Source organism: Flavobacterium sp. LC2016-23 (genome assembly GCF_009674775.1).
GTDB lineage: Bacteria > Bacteroidota > Bacteroidia > Flavobacteriales > Flavobacteriaceae > Flavobacterium.
In genome coordinates this window covers 86,325-113,257 of sequence record NZ_WKKE01000012.1, presented here as the reverse complement: position 1 = coordinate 113,257, position 26,933 = coordinate 86,325, and the positions used below count along the sequence as shown (strand labels likewise).

Genomic DNA, 26,933 nt, shown 5'->3' with positions numbered 1-26,933 from the left:
GTTCTAATGACTTTGTAACTGTTAATTTATGTTGTACTTTTAAGGTGATTTAAAAGAAAATAATCTTATTCGTAAAACAATATATATGAAAATAGTCATTATTGGAGGTGGTTTTGCAGGTTTGAATCTCGCGAAAGAACTTGTTAATCAGCCTCAGATACAAGTAACGCTTGTAGACAAAAACAATTATAATTTTTTCCCACCACTTATATACCAGGTTGCCACCGCTTTTTTAGAACCTTCAAGTATCAGTTATCCCTTCAGAAAATTTTTTGCCGGTAAAAAGAATCTTCAATTTCGTCTTGGGGAATTACTTTCCGTAGTTCCTTCCGAAAATAAAATCATCCTTAATAATGGAGAACTGAACTACGATTACCTTGTTTTTGCCACAGGTGCCGAAACAAGCTATTTTGGAATGGAAAACGTAATGAAAAATGCTATTCCGATGAAAACCTTAAATGATGCCATCGAAATGCGTAATACACTGCTTAAAAACCTTGAAAAAGCAGCAATCACCAAAGATATCCGCAAACGCCGCAAATTATTGACTATTGTTGTCGCCGGTGGGGGACCTACTGGAGTGGAAGTTTCAGGGATGTTTGCCGAAATGCGAAAAAATATTCTGCTAAAAGAATATCCGGAACTGGAAACATCAGCCAGTAATGTTTATTTAGTAGATGGAGGAGATGCTTTACTCGCACCAATGAGCGAAGCTTCTCAAAAAGATACCTTGGAAGCACTTACCAATTTGGGCGTTGTCGTGAAATTACACAGCCGCGTGACGGATTATATTGATGACACTGTTTATTTCGAAAATGGCGAAACCATCAAAACCAAAAACCTGATTTGGGCCGCAGGAGTTTCTGCTAAAATTTTTGAAGGAATTCCAAAAGAAAGTTATGGCCGTGGTCGTCGAATGGCAACCGATCAGTATAACAAAGTAAACGGACTTGAGAATATTTACGCGATCGGCGATACCGCAATTTTAGCCGGAGATTCAAAATTTCCTGACGGGCATCCCCAGGTAGCACAAGTTGCGATTCAGCAAGGACTCAATTTAGCTAAAAACTTTAAAGCAATTATTAAAAACAAGACTCTTAAACCTTTTACTTACAATGATAAAGGTTCAATGGCCATTATAGGAAAAAATAAAGCTGTAGTTGATCTGCCAAGCCCAAAATGGCATTTCAAAGGATTCTTTGCCTGGATTATATGGCTGTTTATTCACCTGATCTCGCTAATAACTTATAGAAACAGATTAAATACGTTCTGGAACTGGATGGTAGCGTATTTCGCCAGCGATCAGTCGCTTAGAATGATTATCAGACCCGATAAAAGAAGCTAAAAAAAGGTAATTTTCAATTTTTTTAAATTCCAAATTCCAAACGTGTTACGAAATTTGAAAAGCATAAAAAAGCCAGAGTTTATTAAATTCTGGCTTTTTTATTGGAATTTGGAATTTAAAAAAATTGAAAATTATTGTCCTTTTAATGCCCGATTACAGTGTCGTCTCCTGCTGTTACTTCAACTTTTTGTGTAATAAAACGTTTACCAACATTCAAAACAATAAAGGCAATAATGGTAGTTACGGTCATAATAAGAACCATAGGTGCTACGGAATCCTTTACAAAAATTCCGACAGCGAAAGAAGCTAAAGCCCCAAGACCTAACTGAATAGCGCCCATCAAAGCGGAAGCACTTCCGGCATTTTTAGCAAAAGGAGCCATTGTAAGTCCTGCAGTATTTGGGTTTGAGATTCCCAAACAAGCCAGAAACAAAAATAACATTCCGATAGTTTCGTAAAGGCCCAGCAAATTATTTAAGGAAAGAATCAGGAAAAGAATCGTTATAACAGATTGTGCGATTAAGGCTCCGAAAATCATTTGCTCACTTGAAAATTTCTTCAGTAAAAGTGAATTTAACTGGCTTGAACCAATAAAGCTGACCGACATAAAGGCAAAAATCCAGCCGTACGTTTTAGCATTAACATGGTAAATATCCATAAAAATGATAGGAGAGGCCGCTACGTACGTAAATAAGCCTGAAAAAGCAATCGAGCCTGTAAACGCATAAGTGTAAAACTGAGGTTCCTTAAGTACCTTTATAAAGTTAGAAATAATTGGTTTCGGTTTCAGCGAAATTGAAGAATCCGGTTTGTAACTGTTCGGCAAACCAATCTGTGAAGCAATCAAAATAGCGATCCCCATAAACATCAGGATTAAGAACACGATATGCCAGCCGTAATCTTCCGTTACATAACCACCAATTGTGGGTGCCAGCATTGGTGATAGCCCAAGAACAAGCATCAATAACGAAAATACTTTCGGAATGTCCTTTACAGGAAACAAATCCCTGACCATTGCTACAGAAGCAACCGTCGCAGCACAACTGCCAACAGCCTGAATAAAACGCAAAAATATAAAAGAATCAATATCTCTCACGTAAACACATCCCAATGAAGCAAGTATATAAATCATCAAACCAATAAATAATGGTTTTTTTCGGCCAAAACGATCTAATAAAGGTCCGTAAAGCAATTGTCCGGCAGAAATTCCAATAAAATAACTGGATAAACTCATTGAAACTTTGGCTACAGTAGTATGCAGGTCTTTTGCAATACCTGAAAATCCAGGCAGATACATATCAATCGAAAAAGGCCCAAGTGCTGTTAAAGAACCCAAAATCAGGATAAGCTTAATGTATTTTTTTGTTGTCATTTTCTTAAAATTTTGCTTTTTATTTCGTGCAAAGATAAATATTTAGTACCTTGTTGCATATAATAATTACATTTTGTATAAAAAATGGTTATTATGTAAGTTTTAGAAAATATTTTGAAACTTTAACCCTTAAAATTAAAATTTATGAAAAAATTCACTTTACTATTGGCTCTTATTTTTACAACAATTTCATTTGGACAATCTATTACCACAAAAATTGAAGAAGCAAATGCAGATCAGTATGCTTTACTTGAAATGGTAAATAAATATTATCCGGACATTACCTTAAACAAATCCGTTACCAATTTCTATGCTGATGGCAAAATCATTGACACACAACAGGAATTCAATTTAACAACTTCAAAATTTTCAAGCTATAAATTAGGAATTGAGCCTGATAATAAAAAATTATTATTTGAATATGTTTCAGATGAAACAGGAAAAGTTTGGGGAGATGTACAGATCTTTAAAGGAAATGCTTTAAGAACAACTTTCTCTGAAAAAAATAATGAAATCAATGTTTCGTTAAACGGAAAATCAGTGTACCTGAAAAAAATTAAATAAATATAGTGCCGAAACAACTTAAAGCATCACGAAAGTGATGCTTTTTTCATTTATATTTGAAATTCAATTATTTTTAAAAGTTTTCACCTGTATGAGAAAAATCATTTTGATTATAGCATTTATATCTTTTTCCGCATATTCCCAAACCAATCAGTTTACAGGGACCTGGAGCAACGAAAATTGCACGAACTGTAATAAGAAATATATTTTAAATTTGAATATAGCGCAGTCAAACAGTAAAATTTTCGGAACTGCTGAAGTTACCGGTAAAGACGAAAAGCTAAATAGCGGAATTATGGAAGTCACCGGCTATGTTTATGTTCTGGGAGAAAAAGCTCAGATTACCATAAAGACAAAAGACGGAGCTTCAACTAGTGCGGTTTTATTTGTCAATGACGGAGTTATACAGTTGAGTAAAAGAGGCGGATCTGATTTGATTCCAAAAGAAGCGATTCTGACAAAGTTATCCGAGTAGAAAAGCTAACAACCTTAAGACTATTTCTCCCGAATCAATTTCTCCAATCTGTCTATCATTTCCTTTTGCTGTTCAAGCATACGCTCGTAAAGCTCTACCATTTTATCTAAAGGATTGAAGGTAGGCTGGTTATTAAAAAAAGCTGGTTGTTGGCAATTATCAAAAGAGGCAGTGTTTGAGATTATATTTATCGCTTGTTCTTCATCAAAATTCTTTATAGCATCCGCAGGCACTTTAAGAATTTTAGCAACCTGGTCTAAAATATCATTTTCAATCAATTCTTTCTGCTCCAAAAGAGAAATTTTCTTCTGATTCCAGTCATCACCCAATTCATAGGCCAGGACTTCTTGTTTTATACCCAGCATTTCACGAAAACGCTTTATATTTCGACCCTGATGTATTTTCTTTTCCAGCATATTAATATTTATCATAAATGTCAAATATAAGATTTTTACCTAGAATAATTAAGCGATATTGAAAAGAATACTTAAAGTAATTTCACTTGAAAATCTGTTTATTTGAAAAAAAATAAAATAATTTTCAAATAGGAGAAATTTGAAGCATCACATACTATGTGATGCTTTTTTATTTGAACGCATATAAATCCGTTATTTGAAATTTAAAAATTTTATTTCTCAAATACGAGAAAATTTAAAGCTGTAAATAGTATGAATTTGGATTCGTATAAATCTCATATTTAAAATAAAGTAATTTGTTTTTCAGAATATGAGATTTCTGAATAAGATATAGTATCTGCGAATGCAAAGAAGGACAAATAAATGAAGCCGGTGTCTGTCAGTCAACACATATATTTTGAACTATGATTTATAAATTGTTATAAAAGAATAAATAATTATACCGTTTGAAAAATTCATATATTTTATATATTAGCCTTAAAAAAATAAAGTTTTAAATGAAAAATATATTAAAATTCGCAATCTATTTATTTTCTATTTTATTATTTACTTACGGTTTATACGATGTAATAAATAGGTGCGCAAATTATTTAGCACATTTAGAATCTATTTCATTTATAGCAGGATTTATTATAATGCTTTTACTAGGTACAACATTGACAATTTTAATAATGGGTTTTGTTGTAAAATTTTTCTGGAGCTTCAATACTTTTGATAAAACAGCAAATTACATTATAATTCCAATAGTATCTCTACATTGCTTTGTTCATATTATTTATCTGTTCAGAACATATGTAATTGACAGCGTATTTATTTTATGTGTAATCTTAATTATATACAATACGCTTGCCTTAATAAAAACATTGGTAAATGTTGAAGACCCCAAATTTAACCCAGATAAAAAGCCTTTGTAAATCAATACAAAGGCTTATCTATTATATAATCATTAGAGTATTGCCGAGCGATATAATTACCAGTTTTTCTATTGTAAATATTAATGTATTGATAATCAAATCCAACATTTTTACACCAGTTATGCAAATGTTTAAGAAGTTTTGACTCGAATTGTAATTTCTATATTTGAACCACGGATTCTTAGAAATAATGTTTTAAACTTTAAATGAGAGGTTTTGCAAAATTTACGCATTTTTTTTAAAAATGTTTTTGCATTGAAATTTGTGTGACGCATCTTGTTTAATTCTACAAGTAATAGCGTGTAATTCTCTAAAGAGGAACGTTTTAAAGCCATTTGGTAGTGTTAATTAGTTACATCACAAATGAACTATAATTTATATTATGTAAAATAGAATATTTAGAAACTACTTTAAATTAGATAATTGCAGCAATTGCAAATCAAAACAATATTACATAATTACAAAATACTTCACAATTAGTAATTTGAAATAACAAAAAGGGAAATTTATGCTTCCTGAATACCATATTCCTAGTTTTGTTTAAAATCGCACAGATGCTTTCATTGTAAGAGTTTATTTTATTATTTTTACATTCGATACTTTAAAAAAATTATCATAAACGTATGAATACAATTGCCGAGCATATTGCAGATTTTTTAAAAGAATATCAGCCATTTAAGAATCTGACTTTTCAGGAATTATCTGAAATTGCAACTAATATCCGTGTTATCAACTTAGAAAAACATGCGGTATTATTTCAAAACAATGATATCCTGCATGACAGTTTTTATGTGGTAGCTTCCGGGGTTATAAATCTGACGACAATTGCTGATGCTGAAGAAACAATTATAAACAAATGTCATGAAGGTGATATTTTTGGTCTGCGTCCGTTTTTTGCTAAAAACAACTACATGATGACCGCTAAGGCTCGTGAAGAAACTATTGTTTATGCAATACCCATAGCTGTTTTCAGACCTTTTGTGGCTAATAATTCTGATGTTTTAAACTTTTTACTGGAAAGTTTTGCAACAAATTCAAGACATACCAAGGACAGTGTCAGCTCAAATGGAAAACTGATTTCTGATACTTCGTTTTACGTAGATCAGCAGTCAGAAATGCAGTACATACAATCCCTTACGTATAACAATTCGCCATTAAAAACAGAAGCACATCACATTGTAAAAGATGTTGCCATTTTAATGACTGAAGCAATGGTAGATAATATTGTAGTCTGTGAAAAAAACCATCCGATTGGAATTGTTACGGATGCTGATTTATCATCAAAAATAGCGACAGGCCGCTATCCTATTACCGAAACTATTGACAAAATCATGTCTTCGCCTGTGGTTACAGTATTAGAAAATGTTTCTTTGGCCGAAGCACAATTGTTAATGCTGAAACACAATGTAACGCATTTATGTGTAACTAAGGATGGTACGAGTAAGTCTGCTGTAAAAGGAATTATATCTGAACACGATTTAATTGTAGCCCAGGCCAGTAATCCCGGAGTTTTGATTAAAGAAATCAAACGTTCACAACTTCCAAAAGATTTAAAACAAATACGCGATCGTTTGTCTGATCTGATTCAGAATTCGATTCAGAAAAATATTCCGATTTCGCATGTCAGTAATATCGCAAGTGAAATAAACCTGGCCATTATAAAACGATCTGTGGAGTTATCCATTTTAGATCTGGGCTCACCTCCTGCCCGATTTGCGTGGCTGAGTATTGGTAGTCAGGGGCGTAAAGAACAGCTTTTATTAACAGATCAGGACAGCATTTTAATATTTGAAGATGTTACTCCTGAAAAATACCGGGATGTAAAAGATTACTTTTTACGACTGGCAAAAAGAACTACTGCCATCCTGGAAAAAGTAGGTTATGAACTTTGTCCAAACGGACATATGGGAAGTAATATGCTTTGGTGTAAGTCATTGACTGACTGGACGAAACAATACAACAGCTGGATGAATACTCCAGGTGAAAACAGCAACGATCTGAGCAGTATTTTCTTTGATTATGAAATTGTTTTCGGAGAACCTAAAATTGAAGAAGCGATAGAAAGTGTTATTTTTAAAAATGCCGTAAACAATACTTTATTCTTTGATTTCCTGGGTAATGATGCCTTAAAGAAAAATTCGCCATTGAGTTTCTTCAAAAAATTCCTTGTAGAAGAAGATGGGCCGCATAAAGGAAAATTCGATATAAAAACGCGTGCCCTGATGCCTTTAATTGATGGTGCCCGTTTGTTAATTTTGAATTCAAATATAAAAGGAATACAGAATACGTATTTACGATTCAAGCAATTGGCGATAACGGATTCTAAAAATGCTGAAATCTATCTAAGTTGCGCTGAAGCTTTTTTAACACTATCTAAATTCAGAACTGTTGAAGGTTTGAAAAATGATGATTCGGGACAATTTATAAATTTGAGAGAGATGTCAAAAAATGATAAAGAAAAATTAAAAAATGCTTTAACACCAATGAAAGATCTTGAAGAATTAATTAAGAACAAATTTCAACTTACACAATTCTCCTAAAATATGCTGGACTGGATTAAAAATATCAACAAAGAACATCCTGATTTCTGGAAAGATTACCTGACCAAATTCGAGACTAAACCCAATAGATTTGTAGTTTTATCTACAGAAACTTCTGGTTTGAACCCGAATAAGGATGTGATTTTATCCTTGGGCGCTTTTACTGTAGTTGATGACAGCGTTGTAATTAAGGATAGCTTTGAATCTGTTTTACTGCAATATAAGTTTTTGGAAGACAACGGACTTTCAAATGAATTTATTATTGAAAGTAAAATGATAAAAATGGAAGAACCTAAAGCAATTGAAGCTTTTATCAATTTTTTGGGCAATGCTGTTTTAGTGGGACATCATATTAATTTTGACGTCGAAATGATTAATACTGCCTTAGAGCGTCTGGATTGCGGAAGATTAAAAAATGAAGCGCTGGACGTGGATATGATGTATAGAAAATTAATGGATATCAACGATAAGCAGTTTTCACTAGATGACTTATGCGATATTTATAAAATTCCAAAAAGTGACCGTAATTCATCTTCCGAGGAAGCTTACAGAATTGCGTTACTATTTTTGAAGTTAAAATCCCGTTTGGGAATTAAATAAATAAAACGATGTCAGGCTGAGCGAAGTCGAAGCTTCCGCAAAGTGATTCTGCATGACGGACTTCGACTTCGCTCAGTCTGACAGGATTTTCGGTTTTGGAAACTGATTATATAAAAAATGCCTCTTAAAATTAAGAGGCATTTTTATTTCTATGTTTTAAAATCTGATAAAGACGATTTTAATTAAGCGATTCTGTCTTTTGTAATTTCTTCGACAACTTCAGGATTCAGTAAAGTTGAAGTATCTCCAAAATTAGAAAAATCTCCTTCCGCAATTTTACGCAGAATTCTACGCATGATTTTTCCGGAACGTGTTTTTGGCAATCCCGAAACGAATTGAATTTTATCTAATTTCGCAATTGGCCCGATATGATCTGAAATATACTGATTGATTTCTTTTGATAAATTTTCTTTATTTCTGACTTCTCCTGTTTCTTTCAGAATCACATAACCGTATAAGGCATTTCCTTTTATTTCATGAGGGAAACCAACAATGGCAGATTCTGCAACTGCAGGATGCTCATTAATAGCATCTTCAATAGGAGCCGTTCCTAAATTATGTCCGGAAACGATAACCACATCATCCACTCTTCCCGTAATTCTGTAATATCCTACTTCATCTCTCAAAGCGCCGTCACCTGTGAAATATTTCCCCGGAAAAGCAGAAAAATAAGTTTCTTTATAACGTTCATGATCTCCCCAGATTGTTCTGGCGATTCCCGGCCATGGAAATTTAATGCATAAACTTCCTACCACCTGATTTCCTTCAATTTCATTACGTTTTTCATCCATCAAAACAGGCTGGATTCCAGGTAATGGTAAAGTGGCATACGTTGGTTTTGTTGGTGTTACAAACGCAATCGGAGAAATCATGATTCCACCGGTTTCCGTCTGCCACCAGGTATCTACAACAGGGCATCTTTTATCTCCAACGTGATCATTGAACCAGTGCCATGCTTCCTCATTAATTGGCTCTCCAACAGATCCAATAACTTTAAGTGATTTCAGAGGATATTTTTGAATATAATCTAAACTCTCTTTTGCTAGTGAACGGATTGCCGTTGGTGCTGTGTAAAACTGTGTAATTTTATGTTTTTCGATAATATCCCAAAAACGGCTGAAATCCGGATAAGACGGAACTCCTTCGAAAATTACGGTTGTTCCTCCGTTTAGTAAAGGTCCGTATAAAATATAAGAGTGACCTGTGATCCAGCCAATATCTGCCGTACACCAGAAAATATCATTTTCTTCGTGGCTGAAAACATTCTTAAAAGTATAAGCGGTATAAACCATATATCCGGCCGTGGTATGCACCATTCCTTTAGGTTTTCCTGTTGATCCCGAAGTATATAAAATAAACAAAGGATCTTCAGCGTCCATGATCTCAGCAACACTATTATCTATAGCAGCATCTAATAAAGGTTGTAACCAAATGTCACGACCGTCTTTCATTTTAACTTCTGTCTGAGTCCTTTTAACGACTAAAACTTTAGAAACAGATGGACAAGTATCAAGAGCTTCATCTACAATTCCTTTCAGGTCAATTGTTTTGTTTCCTCTGTAACCACCGTCTGACGTAATTACCATTTTGCATTCGCAATCGTTAATCCTTGCCGATACGGCAGATGCTGAAAATCCCGCAAAAATTACCGAGTGAATGGCTCCGATTCTGGCACAGGCCAATACAGCCACTGCTAATTCCGGAATCATTGGTAAGTAAATACAAACTCTGTCTCCTTTGCGAACTCCCTGCTCACGCAAAACGTTGGCCATTCTTGACACGCGTTCGTAAAGTTCGTTGTATGTTATATGTAAAGCTGTTTCAGAAGGATCGTTTGGTTCAAAAATAATTGCTGTTTTTTCTCCTCTTTTGCTTAAATGTCTGTCGATGCAATTTTTAGTAATATTTACTTTTGCTTCAGTAAACCATTTTACTTCAGCATCAGCCATATTGAAATCTACAACTTTTTCCCATTGTTGGTACCAGGTAAAATTTTCTTCTGCTATTTTCCCCCAAAATTTCCTCGGTTCCCTTATTGACTTATTGTAATGTTTAAAATATTGTTCTAAATTTTCAATTTTATAATAACTCATATGTTTTTGGAATTTTTTTATAAATGTATTAAATATCAGCGTATTCTTAAAATTATTTAATTCATAAATTTTAGCATAAAAAAACATATATTAAAAAAAATGTAGTTTTTTTATGAATTTAATATAAAAATTAAGGTTTTATGATAAATTGATTATCACAAAAAAGGCACAATATATAAATATCATGCCTTCTTCTTTTTAACAATTTCAATAACAATTAATTTTTTTTTTGTAATACTGCATTACTATGCTTTTGTTCTATTTTGAAAATAGCAGCATCATTATTAATTAATATAGAAATCCATACCAGTACATTTATTACTAAACATACCCCATTATTCGGGATTACCTTCACTTAACTTACAAACTCACATAAGAAGTTAAGTGAATACAATATGCATCTATATCCATATAATCTTAATAAGTGCTTACTAATTCAAAATATTACATAAAACAGAGATACAGTGCAAATCCCATCACAGTCGATTGTGTGGTAATTCCCAATTTATTATCCAATTTTTTTCATTGCAGTCATAGATTCTCTCAACCATGCTCCTACTTCTTCAATAGGATGCTGACGGATTTCTTTGTTTACTGCAATCAAAACAGCATTATCTACTCCGTTTGAAGTAGAGAATGGTTTTCCTATTACATTTGTTTCTACTTTTTTCATGAATTCAGTCAGTAACGGTTTACAGGCATGGTCAAATAAATAGCAGCCATATTCTGCCGTATCCGAAATAACACGATTCATTTCAAATAATTTTTTTCTTGCAATCGTATTGGCGATCAATGGCAATTCATGCAAAGACTCGTAGTAAGCCGATTCTTCGATGATACCTGCTTCTGTCATAGTTTCAAAAGCCAGTTCAACTCCGGCTTTCACCATTGCGATCATTAAAACTCCGTTGTCAAAATATTCCTGTTCCGCAATTGGAGCTTCCTGTGGAGCTGTTTTTTCGAAGTTCGTTTCTCCGGTTGCAGCTCTCCATTTTAATAAGTTTACATCATCATTAGCCCAGTCGATCATCATTGTTCTTGAAAATTCGCCGGAAATAATATCATCCTGATGTTTTTGAAACAAAGGACGCATAATATCTTTCAGTTCATCAGCTAATTCGTAAGCTTCGATTTTTGCAGGATTTGAAAGACGGTCCATCATATTGGTGATTCCTCCATGTTTCAAAGCTTCTGTGATCGTCTCCCATCCGTATTGAATTAATTTTGAAGCATAAGCCGGATCAATTCCTTTTTCAACCATTTTATCAAAACATAAAATAGAGCCGGTTTGCAACAAACCACAAAGGATGGTTTGTTCTCCCATTAAATCTGATTTTACTTCAGCAACAAAAGATGATTTCAAAACTCCTGCTTTATGTCCGCCAGTAGCTACAGCATATGCTTTTGCCTGATCTAAACCAAAACCGTTCGGATCATTTTCAGGGTGTACAGCGATAAGGGTTGGTACACCAAAACCTCTTTTATATTCTTCACGAACTTCAGAACCCGGACATTTTGGGGCACACATGATTACCGTAATATCTTTACGAATCTGCATTCCTTCTTCCACAATATTAAATCCGTGGGAATAAGCCAATGTAGAACCGTTTTTCATTAATGGCATAATTGCAGTAACAACAGCGGTATGTTGCTTATCCGGAGTCAGGTTACAAACTAAATCGGCTGTTGGAATTAATTCTTCATAAGTCCCCACTTTAAAACCATTTTCGGTTGCATTTTTATAAGAAGCTCTTTTTTCAGCGATTGCATCGGCACGAAGTGCGTATGAAATATCCAATCCGGAGTCTCTCATGTTTAAACCCTGATTCAAACCTTGTGCACCACAACCTACAATCACAACTTTTTTTCCGGCCAAAGCTGCAATTCCGTCTGCAAATTCTGATTGCTCCATAAATTCGCAAACGCCTAATTGTTCTAATTGTAATCTAAGTGGTAGTGTGTTGAAATAATTTGCCATTTTTTTAATAATATTTAATGAATGTTGTAATTTAATAATTGATACTATTTAAGAGTTTCCAGCATTGTTGAGATTTCCATTTTCTCTTTGGAAACCGATATTCTTCCCGAACGTACAAACTGCATGATGCCATACGGTTTGAATTTTGCATATAATTCTTCAATTTCAGAACGTCTTCCTGATTTTGAAATCACAAAGAAATCCCGGGAAACCGTTACGATTGTCGACTGACTTTCTTTGATGATATTCTGAATTTGTTTTTCATCAAATAATAAACCTGAAGCAATTTTGAATAAGGCATTTTCCAAATAAATAGTCTCTTCATCGGTGTGATAAAATGCTTTAATGACTTCAATTTGTTTTTCAATTTGTCCAACAATATTCTGAACCCATTTTTCAGTTGTATTCACTACAATGATAAATCTTGAAACATTCTCTATTTCTGATTCTGAAACGTTTAGACTTAATATATTAATGTGACGCTTTAAGAATATTCCTGATATCCTATTCAATAACCCCACGTTATTTTCCGAATATACCGATATGGTAAATGTTTTATCTTCCATGTAATTTTTGTTTAAAGTTTATTTTGTTTCAGGTTTCAGGTTTCACGTTGCTGAGAACCTGAAACTTGAAACTTAAAACTTGAAACTTCTATTTTAGCTTAATCTAATTTGAGAAACACATGCTCCTGTTGGAATCATCGGAAATACATTGTTTTCTTTTTCAACCATAACTTCCAGGAAATAAGAATCTTTCGAAGCCATCATTTCTGCGACAGCTGCGTCTAAATCTTCACGTTTTGTTACTTTTTTAGATTTAATGTAATAGCCCTCGGCAATTGCCACAAAATTTGGATTAATCATATTTGTTGACGCATATCGGTTATCAAAAAACAATTCCTGCCACTGACGCACCATTCCGAGAAACTCATTGTTTAGTACCACAATTTTCACAGGGACTTTGGTCTGAAAAATGGTGCCCAATTCCTGAATAGTCATCTGAAAACCACCATCACCAATAATAGCTACCACTTCGCGGTCCGGTCTTCCCATTTTAGCTCCGATTGCAGCCGGTAATGCAAATCCCATGGTCCCTAAACCACCGGAAGTAATATTACTTTTGGTTGTATTAAATTTCGCATAACGACAGGCAAACATCTGGTGCTGCCCCACATCTGAAACCATGATCGCATCCCCTTTGGAGTGTTTATTGATCATTTCGATGGTTTCTCCCATTGAAATTCCTTTATTATTTGTCGGATTTAATTCTTCCTTTATAACCGAATCAAATTCGATTTGATGTTTTTCTTTGAATTCATTGTGCCAGGCCGTGTGAGAATTGCTATCGATTAAAGGCAATAATGCATTTAATGCTTCTTTGACATCTCCTAAAACCGCTACTTCTGTTTTTACGTTTTTATCGACTTCCGCCGGATCAATTTCAAAATGAATTACTTTTGCCTGTTTGGCATAGGTTTTCAAATCACCTGTTACACGGTCGTCAAAACGCATTCCTAATGCAATTAAAACATCACATTCGTTTGTTAGTAAATTAGGCCCGTAATTCCCATGCATTCCTAACATTCCCACATTTAAAGGGTGATCTGTCGGTAAGGCTGAAAGTCCTAAAATCGTCCATCCAGCCGGAATTCCTGATTTTTCGATAAATGCTTTTAACTGTTCTTCGGCCTGACCCAGAATAATTCCCTGGCCAAAAACGATGAAAGGTTTTTTAGCACTATTGATTATTGCAGCAGCTTCCGCCACCTTATCTAATTTTAATTTTGGAACCGGAACATAACTTCTGATTCCCGTGCATTTTTCATAACTAAACTCAAACTCATCAAACTGAGCATTTTTAGTAATATCAATTAAAACAGGTCCCGGACGACCGGAACGTGCAATATAAAATGCTTTTGCAATGATCTCAGGAATCTCTGAAGCTTCGGTAATCTGGTAATTCCATTTGGTAACAGGAGTTGAAATTCCGATAATATCGGTTTCCTGAAAGGCATCGGAACCTAATAAATGTTTCCCAACCTGCCCTGTGATACAAACCATTGGCGTTGAATCAATCTGAGCATCTGCAATTCCGGTAACTAAATTGGTTGCTCCCGGTCCCGAAGTAGCAATGGCGACTCCAACTTTTCCTGTAGCTCTGGCATATCCCTGAGCCGCATGTGTTGCACCTTGTTCGTGGCGTACTAAAACATGGTGCAGCTGCTCCTGAAATTTATATAATTCGTCATAAACCGGCATGATCGCTCCTCCCGGATAACCATAAACCAGGTCTACTCCTTCTGCTAACAAACATCTTATAACAGCTTCAGCGCCTGATATTTTTATCTTTCCCATTTTGGTATCTTTTTCTTTGCTCCAATCCTCAAATGAAGCGGAGTTGAGATCTATATTTTCTTCTTTCAATAATTCCTTCATTTTTTTGAATTTTGAAATTAATTTTTTGAAATGTAATTGAATACTATTTATCGGTCACGCAACCTGTGGAAGCGCTTGAAACCGATCTGGCATATTTAAGCAAAACTCCTTTGGTAACTTTTAAAGGAGGCTGAACCCAACTCGCTTTTCGAGCCGCAAATTCTTCATCAGATATTTTCAGATCGATCGTGTTTTTCACGGCATCAATAGCAATCAAATCACCATCTTTAACCAGTGCAATACCACCACCATCATAAGCCTCGGGTGTTACGTGTCCTACCACGAATCCATGTGAACCTCCCGAGAATCGGCCATCTGTAATCAGTGCAACGCTGCTTCCTAATCCGGCGCCAATAATGGCCGATGTCGGTTTTAGCATTTCAGGCATTCCCGGACCACCTTTTGGTCCACAATACCTGATGACGACTACATTACCCGGTTTTATTTTTCCGGCCTCAAGTCCCGGAATTACTTCAAATTCACCTTCAAATACAACAGCCGGACCTTCAAAATATTCTCCTTCTTTTCCGCTGATTTTTGCAACCGCACCTTCAGAAGCAAGATTTCCGTATAAAACCTGAATGTTTCCGGTTGGTTTTAAAGCTTTTTGAATTTCATGAATCACCTGCTGTCCATCTTGTAAATCCGGAATGCTTGCTAAGTTTTCTGCAACAGTTTTTCCGGTTACCGTCAGACAATCTCCGTGAATTAATCCTTCTTTCAGTAAATATTTCATTACTGATGGAATACCTCCTACAGCATGAATATCTTCCATCATATATTTTCCACTTGGCTTCATGTCCGCCAATACTGGTGTTTTATCATTGATTGCCTGAAAATCATCCAGCGTAATTTCGATATCAACCGCATGAGCCATTGCAATTAAGTGCATTACTGCATTTGTAGAACCTCCTAAAACGGCAACAATTGTAATGGCGTTTTCGAAAGCTTTACGCGTCATGATATCCCTTGGTTTGATATCTTTTTCTAATAATATTTTTATTGCAGCACCGGCTGCCAGACATTCGTCTCTTTTTTCCTGACTTAATGCAGGATTTGAAGAACTGTATGGCAAACTCATTCCTAAGGCTTCAATAGCAGACGACATGGTATTTGCCGTATACATTCCACCACAGGCGCCAGCACCGGGACAGGCATTCTGAATGACACCTTTAAAATCTTCCGGAGTAATTTCGTTTTTTACTTTTTTTCCTAAGGCTTCAAAAGCGGATACAATATTCAGCGATTCACCCTTCCATTTTCCGGAATGAATTGATCCTCCGTAAACCATTATAGACGGGCGGTTTAGGCGTCCCATTGCAATTAATGCTCCGGGCATATTTTTATCACAACCCGGAATGGCAATTAAACTGTCGTACCATTGTGCTCCCACTACAGTTTCAATAGAATCTGCAATTACATCACGGGAAACCAATGAAAAACGCATTCCTTCCGTACCGTTTGAAATTCCATCACTTACACCAATGGTATTAAAAATAAGTCCGACCAGATTTGCATCCCAAACACCTTTTTTAACATCTTTTGCCAAATCATTCAGGTGCATGTTACACGTGTTACCATCGTAACCCATACTCACAATACCCACTTGTGCTTTTTTCAAATCTTCTTCAGTTAAACCAATACCGTACAACATCGCTTGCGCCGCAGGTTGTGTCTGATCTTGAGTGATGGTTTTGCTGTACTTATTTAATTCCATTATTGTATTGTTTATTTTAATTTTTATTCAAAAAAAAACCTTCCAGTATTTGGAAGGTTTGTAATATAGTTTTTCAATTATATTTATACCATTCCCGATGCAGATGTGCTAAACACATTGACAACAACGACAGAAGTAATAATAATTGAGATTTGCATCATTTATTTTTTAGTGTTACAAAAGTATAAAAACTTTAAGAACTAAAAAAATAAAATCTCAACATTTCCAATACTTCTTGTTATTTATTTCATTGTTTTAATAAAAAAATTAAACAATCGTCGATTGTCCGATATGAACGTTATCATTATTGAAATAGAGTAAGTCATCTTTACTGAAAATAAAATTGGAAACAAACTCCCCTACTTCATTGGTACCGAATTTTGAATCTGATTTTAAGTCAGTTGTTACCACTTTAAACTCTATCGCTTTTTCAACAGCCTGATAAACCACATTTGCTTCTTTAAATAATCCGAAATGTTCCAACAACATCGCAGCGGATAAAATGGAAGCAATTGGATTGGCAATATTTTTTCCTTTTGCCTGAGGATAAGACCCGTGAATTGGCTCAAACAAAGCGTTTTTTTCTCCCAAAGATGCCGAAGCCAGTAAACCGATAGATCCTGTAATGACGCTCGCTTCATCTGATAGGATATCCCCAAACAAATTCTCTGTCAAAATCACATCAAATTGTTTTGGGTTTAAAATAATCTGCATGGCTGCGTTATCTACAAATAAAAAGTCTAAAGCTACATCCGGATAATTAACACTCACTTTCTGAACTACTTTTCTCCATAATCTTGAAGTTTCCAAAACATTTGCTTTGTCTACCATTGTCAGCTTTTTGCGTCGGTTTTGTGCCGATTTAAAAGCTAAATGTGTAATTCTGGTGATTTCTTCTTCTGAATATTCACATAAATCGGAAGCATGTGTTCCTTCTTCATTTACTGTTTTTGCTCCAAAGTAAGCACCACCCGTTAATTCCCTGAAAATAGTAAAATCAGCTCCTTCGATAATTTCTCTTTTTAAAGGAGAAGCATCCAGTAATGATTTATAAGGTTTTATGGGACGAATGTTTGCAAACAAACCCAGTTCCTTACGCAGTTTCAACAATCCCTGCTCCGGACGAACTTTTGCATTTGGATTATTGTCATATTTAGGATCTCCGATTGCTCCAAACAAAACCGCATCTGTGTTTAAGCAGAGGTTCAGCGTTTGTTCCGGCAAAGGATTTCCTGTTTTGTCGATGGCGACAGCCCCCATTAGGGCTTCTTCAAAAACAAATTCATGATTGTACACTTCACCAATGGCATATAATGCTTTTTTGGCTTGTAAAATTACCTCCGGTCCAATTCCGTCTCCCGGTAAAACTGCTATTTTCAAATTCATAACGTCTCGTTCTTTATGTATTTAAATCTCTATTTTTTCTTTGTTCTATTCTCTATTTTCTATCTTCTACTAAACTAGCTTCTGATTAAATCGCCTTCAATTTTTGAAGCTTCAATAATTTGATGAATGTCTGCGTCTATTACTTCTTTTTTAATATCCGCAAATTTCAAAAACTCAAGGTATACAATATCCAATTGTACTTTTGTAAGCTCGTAACCTACTTTTTTAGCACGGTACGCCAAAGCAGCTCTTCCGCTTCTTGCTGTAAGGATGATAGAAGATTCGTTTACTCCAACGTCAAGCGGATCCATGATTTCGTAAGTAGCTCTGTTTTTGATCACACCATCCTGATGAATTCCTGAACTGTGTGCAAAAGCATTTGCTCCAACGATTGCTTTATTTGGCTGAACGATCATTCCCATGCTTTCTGAAACCAAACGGCTCATTTCGTTTAATTCTCTTGTATTGATATTGGTGTCTAAATTTAGGTAAGGATGTTGTTTGAAAATCATTACCACTTCTTCCAATGCTGTATTTCCGGCTCTTTCGCCAATACCGTTAATCGTACATTCTATTTGTCTTGCTCCGTTGATAGCTCCTGCAATTGAGTTTGCAGTGGCCATTCCCAAATCGTTATGGCAGTGGCACGAAAGAATTACGTTTTCGATTCCTTTTACGTTTTCTTTTAGATATTTTATTTTTGCCCCATATTCTTCCGGCAAACAATATCCGGTTGTATCCGGGATATTTAATACGGTTGCTCCTGATTTGATTACTTCTTCACAGACTTTTGCAAGGAAAGCATTATCTGTTCTGCCGGCATCTTCTGCATAGAATTCAACATCTTCTACATAAGATTTTGCGTGTGCTACCGCATATTTTGCTCTTGCAATAATATCTTCTCTGGTGGTATTTAATTTATGGAGTATGTGAGATTCAGATGTTCCTATTCCGGTGTGGATTCTAGGTCTTTTAGCATGCTTCAGGGCCGCTGCCGCAACATCAATGTCGTTTTTTACAGCTCTTGTCAGTCCGCAGACGGTTGCATTTTCTACTATTTTACAAATCTCAGAGACCGATAAAAAATCGCCCGGGCTTGACACAGGAAAACCTGCTTCGATAACGTCAACTCCCATTTTATCAAGTCTTTCTGCGATAACTAATTTTTGTTTCGTATCTAACTTACATCCCGGGACCTGCTCACCATCGCGCAAAGTGGTGTCAAAAATTTGAACTTTCTCTCTATTCATATTCATTTATTTAATGTAATTTCACATCTTGATAACAAATATATATTGTACTACTTGAGTATGAAATTCATTTTAATGAAATTATACTGTTCATAAAACAATTTATATACTATTAAATAACTAAAAACCAATAAGTTACATTATTATATTTTACAATGGCTAACCATCAAAAAGATTTCTTATTTGTTCTGATTAAATCACTTTCAAAATCTGAGAAAAGACAGTTTAAAATTTTTGCAAGTCGTTTGGAGACGAGTTCAAATACAAAATTTATTGAATTGTTTAATATTTTAGATAAGTCTGAAAACTATGATGAAAAGCTTATCCTTAAAAGCGGAATTATCAAAAAAGTACAGCTATCTAATTTAAAATCATACTTATACAAACAAATTCTCGTAAGTATACGATTGAATATTCCGAGTCAGAACATTCGATACCAATTGCGTGAACAAATCGATTTTGCAGTAATTCTGTATAATAAAGGATTGTACAAACAGAGTTTGAAAATTCTGGATAAAACAAAAATCATTGCGCTTGAAAATGATGAAAAATATATGGCGTATGAAATTGTGGAATTCGAAAAGCTGATCGAATCACAATACATTACAAGAAGTATTCAGGGCCGTGCAGACGAATTGGTAATTCAGGCGAAAGAGTTAAATTATCGCAATACTATTTCGAGTAAGTTATCGAATTTATCGCTTCAGCTTTACGGAATCATGCTGAAAACGGGTTATGTAAAAAGTGATGAAGAGTATAAATATATCGACGACTATTTCAACAAACATATTGCAAAATTAGACGAAAGTAAATTTGGTTTTCGCGAGAAATACTGGTTTTACAATGCCAATCTCTGGCGAAGCTTCCTGGTTCAGGATTTTTTAGCGAGTTATAAATATGCTTACAAATGGGTTCGTTTGTTTTATGATAATCCGAATATGATTATTCAGAATCCGGTATTTTTTCTAAAAGGGAACCATTACTTTCTGGAATCCCTCTACATGTTGAAATACAAATCGAATTTCAAAAAATATCTCGCTCTTTTGGAAGAAACCATTGAGGATCCCAAATTTCCTGTAAACGATAACATTGCATCGCTATCATTTCTGTACGTTTATAACAATAAACTTAATTTACACATTCTGGAAGGGACTTTTGCCGAGAGTGAATATTTGATTCCGGAGATTTTAGACAAAATAAAATTACACAGTGAACATCTGGATGAACATCACGAAATGTTGTTCTTCTATAAAATTGCTTCTATTTATTTTGGAAATGAAAAGTATACGGAATGCATTCAGTATTTAGATAAGATCATCAATAACAAGAACTTATCCATGCGCGAAGATTTAATGTGTTTTGCGAGACTATTGTCCCTCATTGCGCATTATGAGCTTGGAAAGGATTATTACCTGGAAAATCACCTTAAAAACACGTATAAGTTTCTAATCAAAATGAACGACTTACATGAAGTTCAAAAAGAAATCATCAAGTTTTTAAGAAACCTGAATAATTTATATCCGGCCGATATTAAAAAGGAATTTATTAAGATGCGCCTGCGTTTTATTGAATTGGAAAAAAACACTTACGAGAAAAGAGCTTTCCTGTATCTGGATATTATTTCCTGGCTGGAAAGTAAAATTGAAAACCGAAAAATAGCTGATATTATCAGGGAGAAGGCAAAATTGAATAGCCGCTAGGGTTTGAAATTCCAATTTTTGAAGTCCCAAATTCCAAAACATAACAAACCCGACAGGTTTTAAAAACCTGTCGGGTTTCGTTTTAACATACTCCGTACAGAAATCGCCAGTCTTTGTCGAGCTTCTCGCGAAGATTTCTCCTGCGTCGAAATGACATTCTTTTAGTAAAAAAGGTTATCTGCGTTAATCCATAAAAAAATCCCAAACTCCAACAGAATTGGAATTTGGGATTTAAAAAATTGGAATTTCCCTTTTAATTTATTCCACAATATTAGAACTCGTTATATAAAAGTTCTTATCCACTTCTAAAGTTCTGTTTTCATTCGTAGTTTTTGCTGATTGCCACTCTGTTGTTGGCTTTAACCAGGTTTCAACACCATTGATTTTTACTTTTACAGGCATATCAAAATTGGCAACACAATTGGTCCAGTGATAGCCTAAAGTTCCGTTTTTAAACATATATTCAAAAACCGGAATCTGAGTGGTCGTTAAATACTGTGCAAAAACCCTGTTGAAATTAATTCCTGATTGTGTATTAATGTATTCCTGAATTTGCTTAGAAGTAACCGTCTGATGGTAAAAAGTACTGTTTAAACCTCTTAAAATCGACTTCCATTTGGCATCGTCGTTAATGACCTGACGAATGGAATGCAGCATGTTGGCTCCTTTTGGATACATATCGCCGGAACCTTCATTGTTGACATCGTAATTTCCAATAACCGGTTTATCATTTTGAATTCCTTTTCTGCAACCGATAACATATTCAGCACCGGCTTCTTTTCCATAATAATACTCCACAAAAAGACTTTCAGAATAGCTTGTAAAACTCTCGTGAATCCACATATCTGCGATGTCTTTGTACGTAATATTGTTCGCAAACCATTCATGTCCTGATTCGTGAATAATAATAAAATCGAATTTCAGTCCCCAGCCTGTTCCGCTTAAATCACGGCCTAAATACCCATTTTTATACCCATTTCCGTAAGTCACACAACTTTGGTGCTCCATACCTAAATAAGGAGCTTCAACCAATTTATAACTGTCTTCGTAAAACGGATAAGGTCCAAACCAGTTTTCGAAAGCTTTCAGCATTCTTGGAGCGTCTTTGAACTGCTCTTTCGCTTTATCTAAATTATCTCTCAATACATAATAGTTACAATCTAAATCGCCTTTTTCTCCTTTGTATTTCTCTGAAAAATTAACGTAATCACCAATATTAATGTTTACACCGTAATTGTTAATGGGATTAGAAACATACCAGTTGAAGGTTTTAGTACCGTCTTTTTCTTTTTTAACGCTTTTTAATCTTCCATTCGAAACATCAGTCAAATCACCGGGAACATTGACGCTGATCAGCATATTCTCCACTTCATCGTACATATGATCTTTGTTGGGCCACCAGACACTTGCTCCAAGTCCCTGGCAGGACGATGCAATAAAATCTTTTCCGTTTTTATCTTTTTTCCAGGTAATTCCTCCATCCCATGGTGGTTTTACAGCTTCTTTAGGTTTTCCGCCGAAAGAAATTACAATCTCTTTGGTTTCTCCTACTTTTTGGGCAGCAGTCAGTTCAATAAAAAAAGCATTTCCTTCTCTGACAAATTTCTGTTCTTTTCCGTTTTGGGTTACTTTGTAAATTTGCATCGGTTCCTGCAAATCGATCTGCATTTTATTGTTAGCAGATAAAACTTTATAACGAACAGTATTAGATCCCGTTATTGTTTTTTCGGAAGGATTTACTTTCACATCAAGGTGATAGTATTTTAAATCCCACCAGGCTCTTTCTTTTGTAATGCTTCCGCGTAACGTATCCTGATGTGTAAAAACGGTTTCAGACTTATTTAAAAGTCCTTGTGCGTTGGCCGTAAAACCAAACAAAGAGGCGACAAAAACGCCGGCAAGGTATTTTTTCATACGAAGTAAATATTTTCTTTTAATCGAAATAAAGAAGGCCTTTCAACCCGCTTATGCTTCAACAAATGTAAACATTCGAATTAAGTTTTCTAAAGTTTTATCATTTAAAAAAAGAAAACTAATCAACTTAAATAATTGATTGTAGTATATTTAAATTATACATTTAATGTAATAGAATCTCTATAATACTGAATGCGTCCCTGAGAATTATTTTTATCAAATATGATAGAAAAATTAATCCCTTTTTTACCATCCATCCAATTATTTGCAGTTATTTTATCTGAATAAAACCAAAACTCAAATTCATTCTCTAAAACTTTTTCACAAATTGTTTCCCTTTTTGTAAACTCAATGTAAAGATCATTTACTTTATATTTTATTTGAGGAAAAGAGTTTTTCTTTTTCTCTTTTTCATTTAAATCTATTATATGTGAAATAGCAGAGCGAGCAAGATCAATTGCAATAATGAGCATATTTGTATACTCCTTATCAATTGCAAATGATGTAATTAAATTATTTTTATCGTCTTCCATCTTTTCAATTTTCAACAAAAATAATCACTTATTAATTATATTTCTTACAAAAATATAAATTTTAATTTAAATGCGATAGCTTCATTTTTAAAGTTTTGAATATTAGTCATAACAGAACTAATCAAATGCTTTAGTATTAATTAAATTTTCATTTTGAAATAAATATGTAGATTCCTTCTTATTTTAGCATGACAAGTATTCCCCTGTTTATGAAATTATCATTGCCATTCCTATCTTTTTTATTGATAAACTTTTTATCAGGATATGCACAAAATGTTCCTGTTCAGAAAATAACTGACAAACCAACGATAGACGGCGATTTATCAGACTGGAAAACTTCTTTTTCAAGGCCTTTTGTGATTCATAATTCCGGAGAAAAAGCAACTCAAAATACAGTGGTTTCCCTTTCATGGAATGAAGAAAACCTTTATGTCGCCTATCGTTCAATAGATTCTCAAATAGTTGGAAAACCTCAGAGCAAAGATTCTGAAATCTACAAAACAGATGATTTAGTAGAAATTTTTATTGATCCGGATGGAGACGGTCAAAATTATATTGAAATAGGTGTAAATGCATTCTCAACGAATTACGATATGCTGATAAAATGTATCTCGCCCGAATGTGGTGGCTGGAAAACTTCAACCTCTTTTGATATTTCAGGATTGGAAGCGGTCAGTAAAATAACTCCGGAAGGCTTTTGTACTGAAATCAAAATTCCATTTTCGAGTCTCGAAAAAATCCAAAACGGCCATTTTTCGAAGCCCAAAATCGGAACAAAATGGAAAGGAAATACTTTTAGAATAGATTACGGTAACACAACAGAATATCTTGCTTTACAACCTTATAAGAGTTTAAAATTCGGATTTCATCAGCCACAGGAGTTTGCTGTTTTTGAGTTTGTGGAATGATGGTTTAAGCGTTTATTTGGTTAATTGTGTAATCGTAGCTATTTGTCCGACTGAGCGAAGTCGAAGTCCTGAAAAGCAATTCAAAAAACCAAATTTAAGGGTTATGACGTAGTTTTTTAGTATTCAATTGATAAACTGTGGTATTAAATTAAATTTAACTTCAGAATAACGTACATCATTGCCAACTAAAAATTTAAAGACCCTATTACTTTCTTTCATTTTATAAATTTCAAATACAGACTTATTTGACTCTATATGAATATTTTGTAAAAACCTATCATTTAAATCTCCATAAACTTTATAAGTTTGTAAAAACATCGAAATTCCTTCTTTTAAAACTGTAGGATTAACAAACTCTTTTGGAAGAAATATATTTATAAAAGAATCATTATCTATGTATATCTCTCCAGTGCTATCATTAATTGGGCTAAAATTATCATTAGGTGATTTTTCTAAAAACAAAATTAATCTCTGGCCAGTTTTTAGCTCTTTAATTCTTGGATCACAAATCCACTCGTTCCAGATTGAAACCTTAATTTTCAAAGGTGATTTTCCTTTTACAAACTGTTTTATTGTAAATTCGTATTTATCTTTTGAAACTTTAGAAATTATTCCATCAACAATTAAATCCGCTTTTGCAATAACAATTGAATATGGCAATTCATGTTTTTTAAAAGCGTAATTAAAACTTGTATTCAACAACATCACCAAACAGATAAACAACTTCATAAACGAATATTTAGAGATATTAAAAATACTTTTTTTTCAAATATTACACACAAAAAATTGCATTATGTTTAAAACTTTAATAGTTATAAATCACAATGCAATTTTATTTTCTTGCCTTAAACACCAAACTACTTCTGACGTTTCTTCAAAACATCCACCACATCATTCAGTTGAAAACCTTTGGCCTGTAATAAAATCAGATAGTGAAATAGCAAGTCCGCACTTTCACTCAAAAACAGATCATCGTTATCGTCTTTGGCTTCAATAACTACTTCCACAGCCTCTTCGCCTACTTTTTGGGCGATTTTGTTAATTCCTTTTTCGAATAAGGAAGCTACATAACTTTTCTCGGAATCTGCATTTTCCCTGCGGATTGCTATTGTTTTTTCTAACTCAGATATGAAACCATAATTTTCCTTGTTTTCCTCCTGCCAGCAGGTATCTGCACCGGTGTGGCACGTTGGTCCTACAGGTTTTGCCTGAATCAGCAATGTATCGCCATCGCAGTCGTTTTTAATATCAACAAGGTTCAAAAAATTACCACTCTCCTCGCCTTTTGTCCACAATCTTTGTTTGGAACGGCTGAAAAAAGTTACTTTTTGAGTTTCTATGGTTTTTTGAAGTGATTCTTCGTTCATATACCCCAACATCAAAACATTTTTTGTTTCCGAATCCTGAATAATTGCCGGAATTAATCCGTGGCTGCTTTTTATATCTATGTTCATTTTTATTTTTTATTTTAGAGTTCAGATTTTAGATTGCTGCGCTCTGTTGTTGTTAATTAGAGTCAAGAGCCAAGATTAAAGAGCCAAGAGTTGTATTCTCTTTCCTCTATCTTCTTTGCTCTATTCTCTTTACTCTATTCTCTTTACTCTATTCTCTTTACTCTCTACAGTCGAACCTCAATATCATTCTTCCTCAATTCTTCTTTCAAAGCTTTGATTTCGATTTCCTTAAAGTGAAAAACACTCGCAGCCAGTGCGGCATCAGCTTTTCCGTCTTTAAAAGTATCCACAAAATGCTGCATATTTCCTGCACCACCGGAAGCAATTATCGGAATATTGACCAATTCAGAAAGTTTAGCCAAAGCTTCGTTTGCAAAACCGTTCTTGGTTCCGTCATTGTCCATTGAGGTGAATAAAATCTCTCCCGCACCTCTTTCAGCGACTTCTACTGCCCAATCGAAGAGGTCTAGTTCCGTTGGTACTTTTCCTCCCACCAAATGTACGATCCATTGACCGTTAATTTGTTTGGCATCAATCGCCACCACAACACACTGACTTCCGAATTTCTGAGCCAGATCATTGATCAGCTGCGGATTTTTGACTGCCGATGAATTAATTGAAACCTTGTCAGCTCCATTATTCAAAAGGATTTCAACGTCTTCTACAGAGGAAATTCCACCGCCGACCGTAAACGGAATATTGATTTTCTCAGCCACACTTCGTACCATATTCACCAGTGTTTTCCTGCGTTCTTCGGTAGCTGAAATATCGAGAAAAACCAGTTCATCTGCGCCTTCAGCGGAATAAATTTCCGCCAGTTCGACGGGATCTCCCGCATCGCGCAGGTCGACAAAATTAACGCCTTTTACCGTTCTTCCGTTTTTGATATCCAGGCAGGGTATGATTCTTTTTGCTAACATTATTTTAATGTGTTAATGAGAAAATTTGATAATTAGATAATTTCAGCGTAATGCAAAAAAACATCTAATTTTCTAATTGACATATTATCTAATTTATTTAAAAACCGGACGTAAAAACGTTCTTTCATAACTTATGATACATCTTGTATCTTCGGCAATTTTAAAAGCTTCTACGCACTCCTGATCGTCTTTTGAAAACATCTTTTTTCTGTAATTTTCATAATCTGCAAAACTTGGAAAAGAAAATAAGGCATAAGCAACATTATTGGCTCCTTCCGAAGGCATAAAATAACCATGGTGCTGACCTCCTAACCGATTTACGATTTTGATCCATCGCTTGCTATAGTCTTCAAAAGCCTCTAATTGATAAGGATCTATGATGTATTTTAAGTGACAAGTTATCATATTTTTAATGT

General features: G+C 34.5%; 23 protein-coding genes. 8 read left to right on the top strand and 15 right to left on the bottom strand.

The genetic code is table 11. From position 1 onward, the window contains the following. Positions 1–85 precede the first annotated feature (85 nt). Positions 86–1,345, top strand: a complete 1,260-nt coding sequence (locus GJU43_RS12020; protein WP_154340998.1) for an NAD(P)/FAD-dependent oxidoreductase — start codon at positions 86–88, stop codon at positions 1,343–1,345. Positions 1,346–1,487: 142 nt separating this feature from the next. On the opposite strand, the gene GJU43_RS12015 is transcribed toward GJU43_RS12020, so the two are convergent. Further along, complete coding sequence (locus GJU43_RS12015) at positions 1,488–2,717, bottom strand: multidrug effflux MFS transporter (RefSeq protein WP_154340997.1); 1,230 nt, start codon at positions 2,715–2,717, stop codon at positions 1,488–1,490. A gap of 144 nt (positions 2,718–2,861) precedes the next feature. On the opposite strand from GJU43_RS12015, the gene GJU43_RS12010 reads away from it, so the two are divergent. Both GJU43_RS12010 and GJU43_RS12005 read left to right on the top strand, forming a co-directional pair. Then, positions 2,862–3,281: a hypothetical protein gene (locus GJU43_RS12010; RefSeq protein ID WP_154340996.1), complete on the top strand. Its 420-nt coding sequence runs from the start codon at positions 2,862–2,864 to the stop codon at positions 3,279–3,281. 91 nt (positions 3,282–3,372) lie between these two features. Further along, positions 3,373–3,756, top strand: a complete 384-nt coding sequence (locus GJU43_RS12005) for a hypothetical protein (protein WP_154340995.1) — start codon at positions 3,373–3,375, stop codon at positions 3,754–3,756. A 20-nt stretch (positions 3,757–3,776) separates the two neighbouring features. Here the strand turns inward: GJU43_RS12005 and GJU43_RS12000 are convergent, their stop codons facing one another. Then, positions 3,777–4,187: a helix-turn-helix transcriptional regulator gene (locus tag GJU43_RS12000; RefSeq protein WP_154340994.1), complete on the bottom strand. Its 411-nt coding sequence runs from the start codon at positions 4,185–4,187 to the stop codon at positions 3,777–3,779. 482 nt (positions 4,188–4,669) lie between these two features. On the opposite strand from GJU43_RS12000, the gene GJU43_RS11995 reads away from it, so the two are divergent. From GJU43_RS11995 to GJU43_RS11985, 3 genes are all read left to right on the top strand, one after another. After that, positions 4,670–5,086, top strand: a complete 417-nt coding sequence (locus GJU43_RS11995) for a hypothetical protein (protein ID WP_154340993.1) — start codon at positions 4,670–4,672, stop codon at positions 5,084–5,086. Between the two features lie 623 nt (positions 5,087–5,709). Next, positions 5,710–7,626, top strand: a complete 1,917-nt coding sequence (locus GJU43_RS11990) for a DUF294 nucleotidyltransferase-like domain-containing protein (protein WP_154340992.1) — start codon at positions 5,710–5,712, stop codon at positions 7,624–7,626. 3 nt (positions 7,627–7,629) lie between these two features. Continuing rightward, on the top strand, positions 7,630–8,226 hold the full coding sequence (locus GJU43_RS11985; protein ID WP_154340991.1) for a PolC-type DNA polymerase III: 597 nt from the start codon (positions 7,630–7,632) through the stop codon (positions 8,224–8,226). A 182-nt stretch (positions 8,227–8,408) separates the two neighbouring features. Here the strand turns inward: GJU43_RS11985 and acs are convergent, their stop codons facing one another. The 7 genes from acs to GJU43_RS11950 form a co-directional block, all read right to left on the bottom strand. Next, a complete protein-coding gene (gene acs / locus GJU43_RS11980; RefSeq protein ID WP_154340990.1) occupies positions 8,409–10,319 on the bottom strand; it encodes an acetate--CoA ligase in 1,911 nt (636 codons plus the stop codon). Between the two features lie 508 nt (positions 10,320–10,827). Further along, a complete protein-coding gene (gene ilvC / locus GJU43_RS11975; protein ID WP_154340989.1) occupies positions 10,828–12,297 on the bottom strand; it encodes a ketol-acid reductoisomerase in 1,470 nt (489 codons plus the stop codon). 44 nt (positions 12,298–12,341) lie between these two features. Then, on the bottom strand, positions 12,342–12,863 hold the full coding sequence (ilvN, locus tag GJU43_RS11970; protein ID WP_154340988.1) for an acetolactate synthase small subunit: 522 nt from the start codon (positions 12,861–12,863) through the stop codon (positions 12,342–12,344). A gap of 93 nt (positions 12,864–12,956) precedes the next feature. Then, on the bottom strand, positions 12,957–14,654 hold the full coding sequence (gene ilvB, locus GJU43_RS11965) for a biosynthetic-type acetolactate synthase large subunit (protein WP_154341044.1): 1,698 nt from the start codon (positions 14,652–14,654) through the stop codon (positions 12,957–12,959). 124 nt (positions 14,655–14,778) lie between these two features. Further along, on the bottom strand, positions 14,779–16,452 hold the full coding sequence (gene ilvD, locus GJU43_RS11960; protein WP_154340987.1) for a dihydroxy-acid dehydratase: 1,674 nt from the start codon (positions 16,450–16,452) through the stop codon (positions 14,779–14,781). Between the two features lie 267 nt (positions 16,453–16,719). Further along, positions 16,720–17,838: a 3-isopropylmalate dehydrogenase gene (gene leuB / locus GJU43_RS11955; RefSeq protein WP_154340986.1), complete on the bottom strand. Its 1,119-nt coding sequence runs from the start codon at positions 17,836–17,838 to the stop codon at positions 16,720–16,722. Between the two features lie 74 nt (positions 17,839–17,912). Next, a complete protein-coding gene (locus tag GJU43_RS11950) occupies positions 17,913–19,088 on the bottom strand; it encodes a 2-isopropylmalate synthase (RefSeq protein WP_154340985.1) in 1,176 nt (391 codons plus the stop codon). A 155-nt stretch (positions 19,089–19,243) separates the two neighbouring features. Here GJU43_RS11950 and GJU43_RS11945 point away from each other — a divergent pair, with 155 nt between their 5' ends. After that, the gene (locus GJU43_RS11945; protein WP_154340984.1) at positions 19,244–20,788 is read left to right on the top strand and encodes a hypothetical protein; all 1,545 of its coding nucleotides are present in this window, start codon (positions 19,244–19,246) and stop codon (positions 20,786–20,788) included. A gap of 258 nt (positions 20,789–21,046) precedes the next feature. On the opposite strand, the gene GJU43_RS11940 is transcribed toward GJU43_RS11945, so the two are convergent. Continuing rightward, positions 21,047–22,702 carry a M1 family metallopeptidase gene (locus GJU43_RS11940; protein ID WP_154340983.1) on the bottom strand — a complete coding sequence of 552 codons (1,656 nt, stop codon included), beginning with the start codon at positions 22,700–22,702 and terminating at the stop codon, positions 21,047–21,049. Positions 22,703–22,857: 155 nt separating this feature from the next. Continuing rightward, the gene (locus tag GJU43_RS11935) at positions 22,858–23,235 is read right to left on the bottom strand and encodes a hypothetical protein (protein WP_154340982.1); all 378 of its coding nucleotides are present in this window, start codon (positions 23,233–23,235) and stop codon (positions 22,858–22,860) included. A gap of 209 nt (positions 23,236–23,444) precedes the next feature. Here GJU43_RS11935 and GJU43_RS11930 point away from each other — a divergent pair, with 209 nt between their 5' ends. Further along, positions 23,445–24,143, top strand: coding sequence for a carbohydrate-binding family 9-like protein (locus tag GJU43_RS11930; RefSeq protein WP_154340981.1), 699 nt, complete (start codon positions 23,445–23,447; stop codon positions 24,141–24,143). Between the two features lie 123 nt (positions 24,144–24,266). On the opposite strand, the gene GJU43_RS11925 is transcribed toward GJU43_RS11930, so the two are convergent. The 4 genes from GJU43_RS11925 to GJU43_RS11910 form a co-directional block, all read right to left on the bottom strand. Continuing rightward, positions 24,267–24,872: a hypothetical protein gene (locus GJU43_RS11925; RefSeq protein ID WP_154340980.1), complete on the bottom strand. Its 606-nt coding sequence runs from the start codon at positions 24,870–24,872 to the stop codon at positions 24,267–24,269. A 128-nt stretch (positions 24,873–25,000) separates the two neighbouring features. Then, positions 25,001–25,597: a bifunctional phosphoribosyl-AMP cyclohydrolase/phosphoribosyl-ATP diphosphatase HisIE gene (gene hisIE / locus GJU43_RS11920; protein WP_154340979.1), complete on the bottom strand. Its 597-nt coding sequence runs from the start codon at positions 25,595–25,597 to the stop codon at positions 25,001–25,003. A gap of 164 nt (positions 25,598–25,761) precedes the next feature. Further along, positions 25,762–26,517, bottom strand: a complete 756-nt coding sequence (gene hisF / locus GJU43_RS11915) for an imidazole glycerol phosphate synthase subunit HisF (RefSeq protein WP_154340978.1) — start codon at positions 26,515–26,517, stop codon at positions 25,762–25,764. Between the two features lie 93 nt (positions 26,518–26,610). Further along, the gene (locus GJU43_RS11910) at positions 26,611–26,922 is read right to left on the bottom strand and encodes an NIPSNAP family protein (RefSeq protein WP_154340977.1); all 312 of its coding nucleotides are present in this window, start codon (positions 26,920–26,922) and stop codon (positions 26,611–26,613) included. Between the last annotated feature and the right edge of the window lie 11 nt (positions 26,923–26,933).

Coding starts and splice junctions, on each gene's coding strand:
- GJU43_RS12005 (WP_154340995.1), top strand. CDS start 3,373: ATGAGAAAAATCATTTTGATTATAGCATTTATATCTTTTTCCGCATAT.
- hisIE (WP_154340979.1), bottom strand. CDS start 25,597: ATGAACATAGATATAAAAAGCAGCCACGGATTAATTCCGGCAATTATT.
- acs (WP_154340990.1), bottom strand. CDS start 10,319: ATGAGTTATTATAAAATTGAAAATTTAGAACAATATTTTAAACATTAC.
- GJU43_RS11935 (WP_154340982.1), bottom strand. CDS start 23,235: ATGGAAGACGATAAAAATAATTTAATTACATCATTTGCAATTGATAAG.
- GJU43_RS11925 (WP_154340980.1), bottom strand. CDS start 24,872: ATGAAGTTGTTTATCTGTTTGGTGATGTTGTTGAATACAAGTTTTAAT.
- GJU43_RS11995 (WP_154340993.1), top strand. CDS start 4,670: ATGAAAAATATATTAAAATTCGCAATCTATTTATTTTCTATTTTATTA.
- GJU43_RS12020 (WP_154340998.1), top strand. CDS start 86: ATGAAAATAGTCATTATTGGAGGTGGTTTTGCAGGTTTGAATCTCGCG.
- GJU43_RS11930 (WP_154340981.1), top strand. CDS start 23,445: ATGAAATTATCATTGCCATTCCTATCTTTTTTATTGATAAACTTTTTA.
- GJU43_RS12015 (WP_154340997.1), bottom strand. CDS start 2,717: ATGACAACAAAAAAATACATTAAGCTTATCCTGATTTTGGGTTCTTTA.
- GJU43_RS11990 (WP_154340992.1), top strand. CDS start 5,710: ATGAATACAATTGCCGAGCATATTGCAGATTTTTTAAAAGAATATCAG.
- GJU43_RS11985 (WP_154340991.1), top strand. CDS start 7,630: ATGCTGGACTGGATTAAAAATATCAACAAAGAACATCCTGATTTCTGG.
- hisF (WP_154340978.1), bottom strand. CDS start 26,517: ATGTTAGCAAAAAGAATCATACCCTGCCTGGATATCAAAAACGGAAGA.
- GJU43_RS11945 (WP_154340984.1), top strand. CDS start 19,244: ATGGCTAACCATCAAAAAGATTTCTTATTTGTTCTGATTAAATCACTT.
- GJU43_RS12010 (WP_154340996.1), top strand. CDS start 2,862: ATGAAAAAATTCACTTTACTATTGGCTCTTATTTTTACAACAATTTCA.
- GJU43_RS11910 (WP_154340977.1), bottom strand. CDS start 26,922: ATGATAACTTGTCACTTAAAATACATCATAGATCCTTATCAATTAGAG.
- ilvC (WP_154340989.1), bottom strand. CDS start 12,297: ATGGCAAATTATTTCAACACACTACCACTTAGATTACAATTAGAACAA.
- ilvD (WP_154340987.1), bottom strand. CDS start 16,452: ATGGAATTAAATAAGTACAGCAAAACCATCACTCAAGATCAGACACAA.
- leuB (WP_154340986.1), bottom strand. CDS start 17,838: ATGAATTTGAAAATAGCAGTTTTACCGGGAGACGGAATTGGACCGGAG.
- GJU43_RS11940 (WP_154340983.1), bottom strand. CDS start 22,702: ATGAAAAAATACCTTGCCGGCGTTTTTGTCGCCTCTTTGTTTGGTTTT.
- ilvN (WP_154340988.1), bottom strand. CDS start 12,863: ATGGAAGATAAAACATTTACCATATCGGTATATTCGGAAAATAACGTG.
- GJU43_RS12000 (WP_154340994.1), bottom strand. CDS start 4,187: ATGATAAATATTAATATGCTGGAAAAGAAAATACATCAGGGTCGAAAT.
- GJU43_RS11950 (WP_154340985.1), bottom strand. CDS start 19,088: ATGAATAGAGAGAAAGTTCAAATTTTTGACACCACTTTGCGCGATGGT.
- ilvB (WP_154341044.1), bottom strand. CDS start 14,654: ATGGGAAAGATAAAAATATCAGGCGCTGAAGCTGTTATAAGATGTTTG.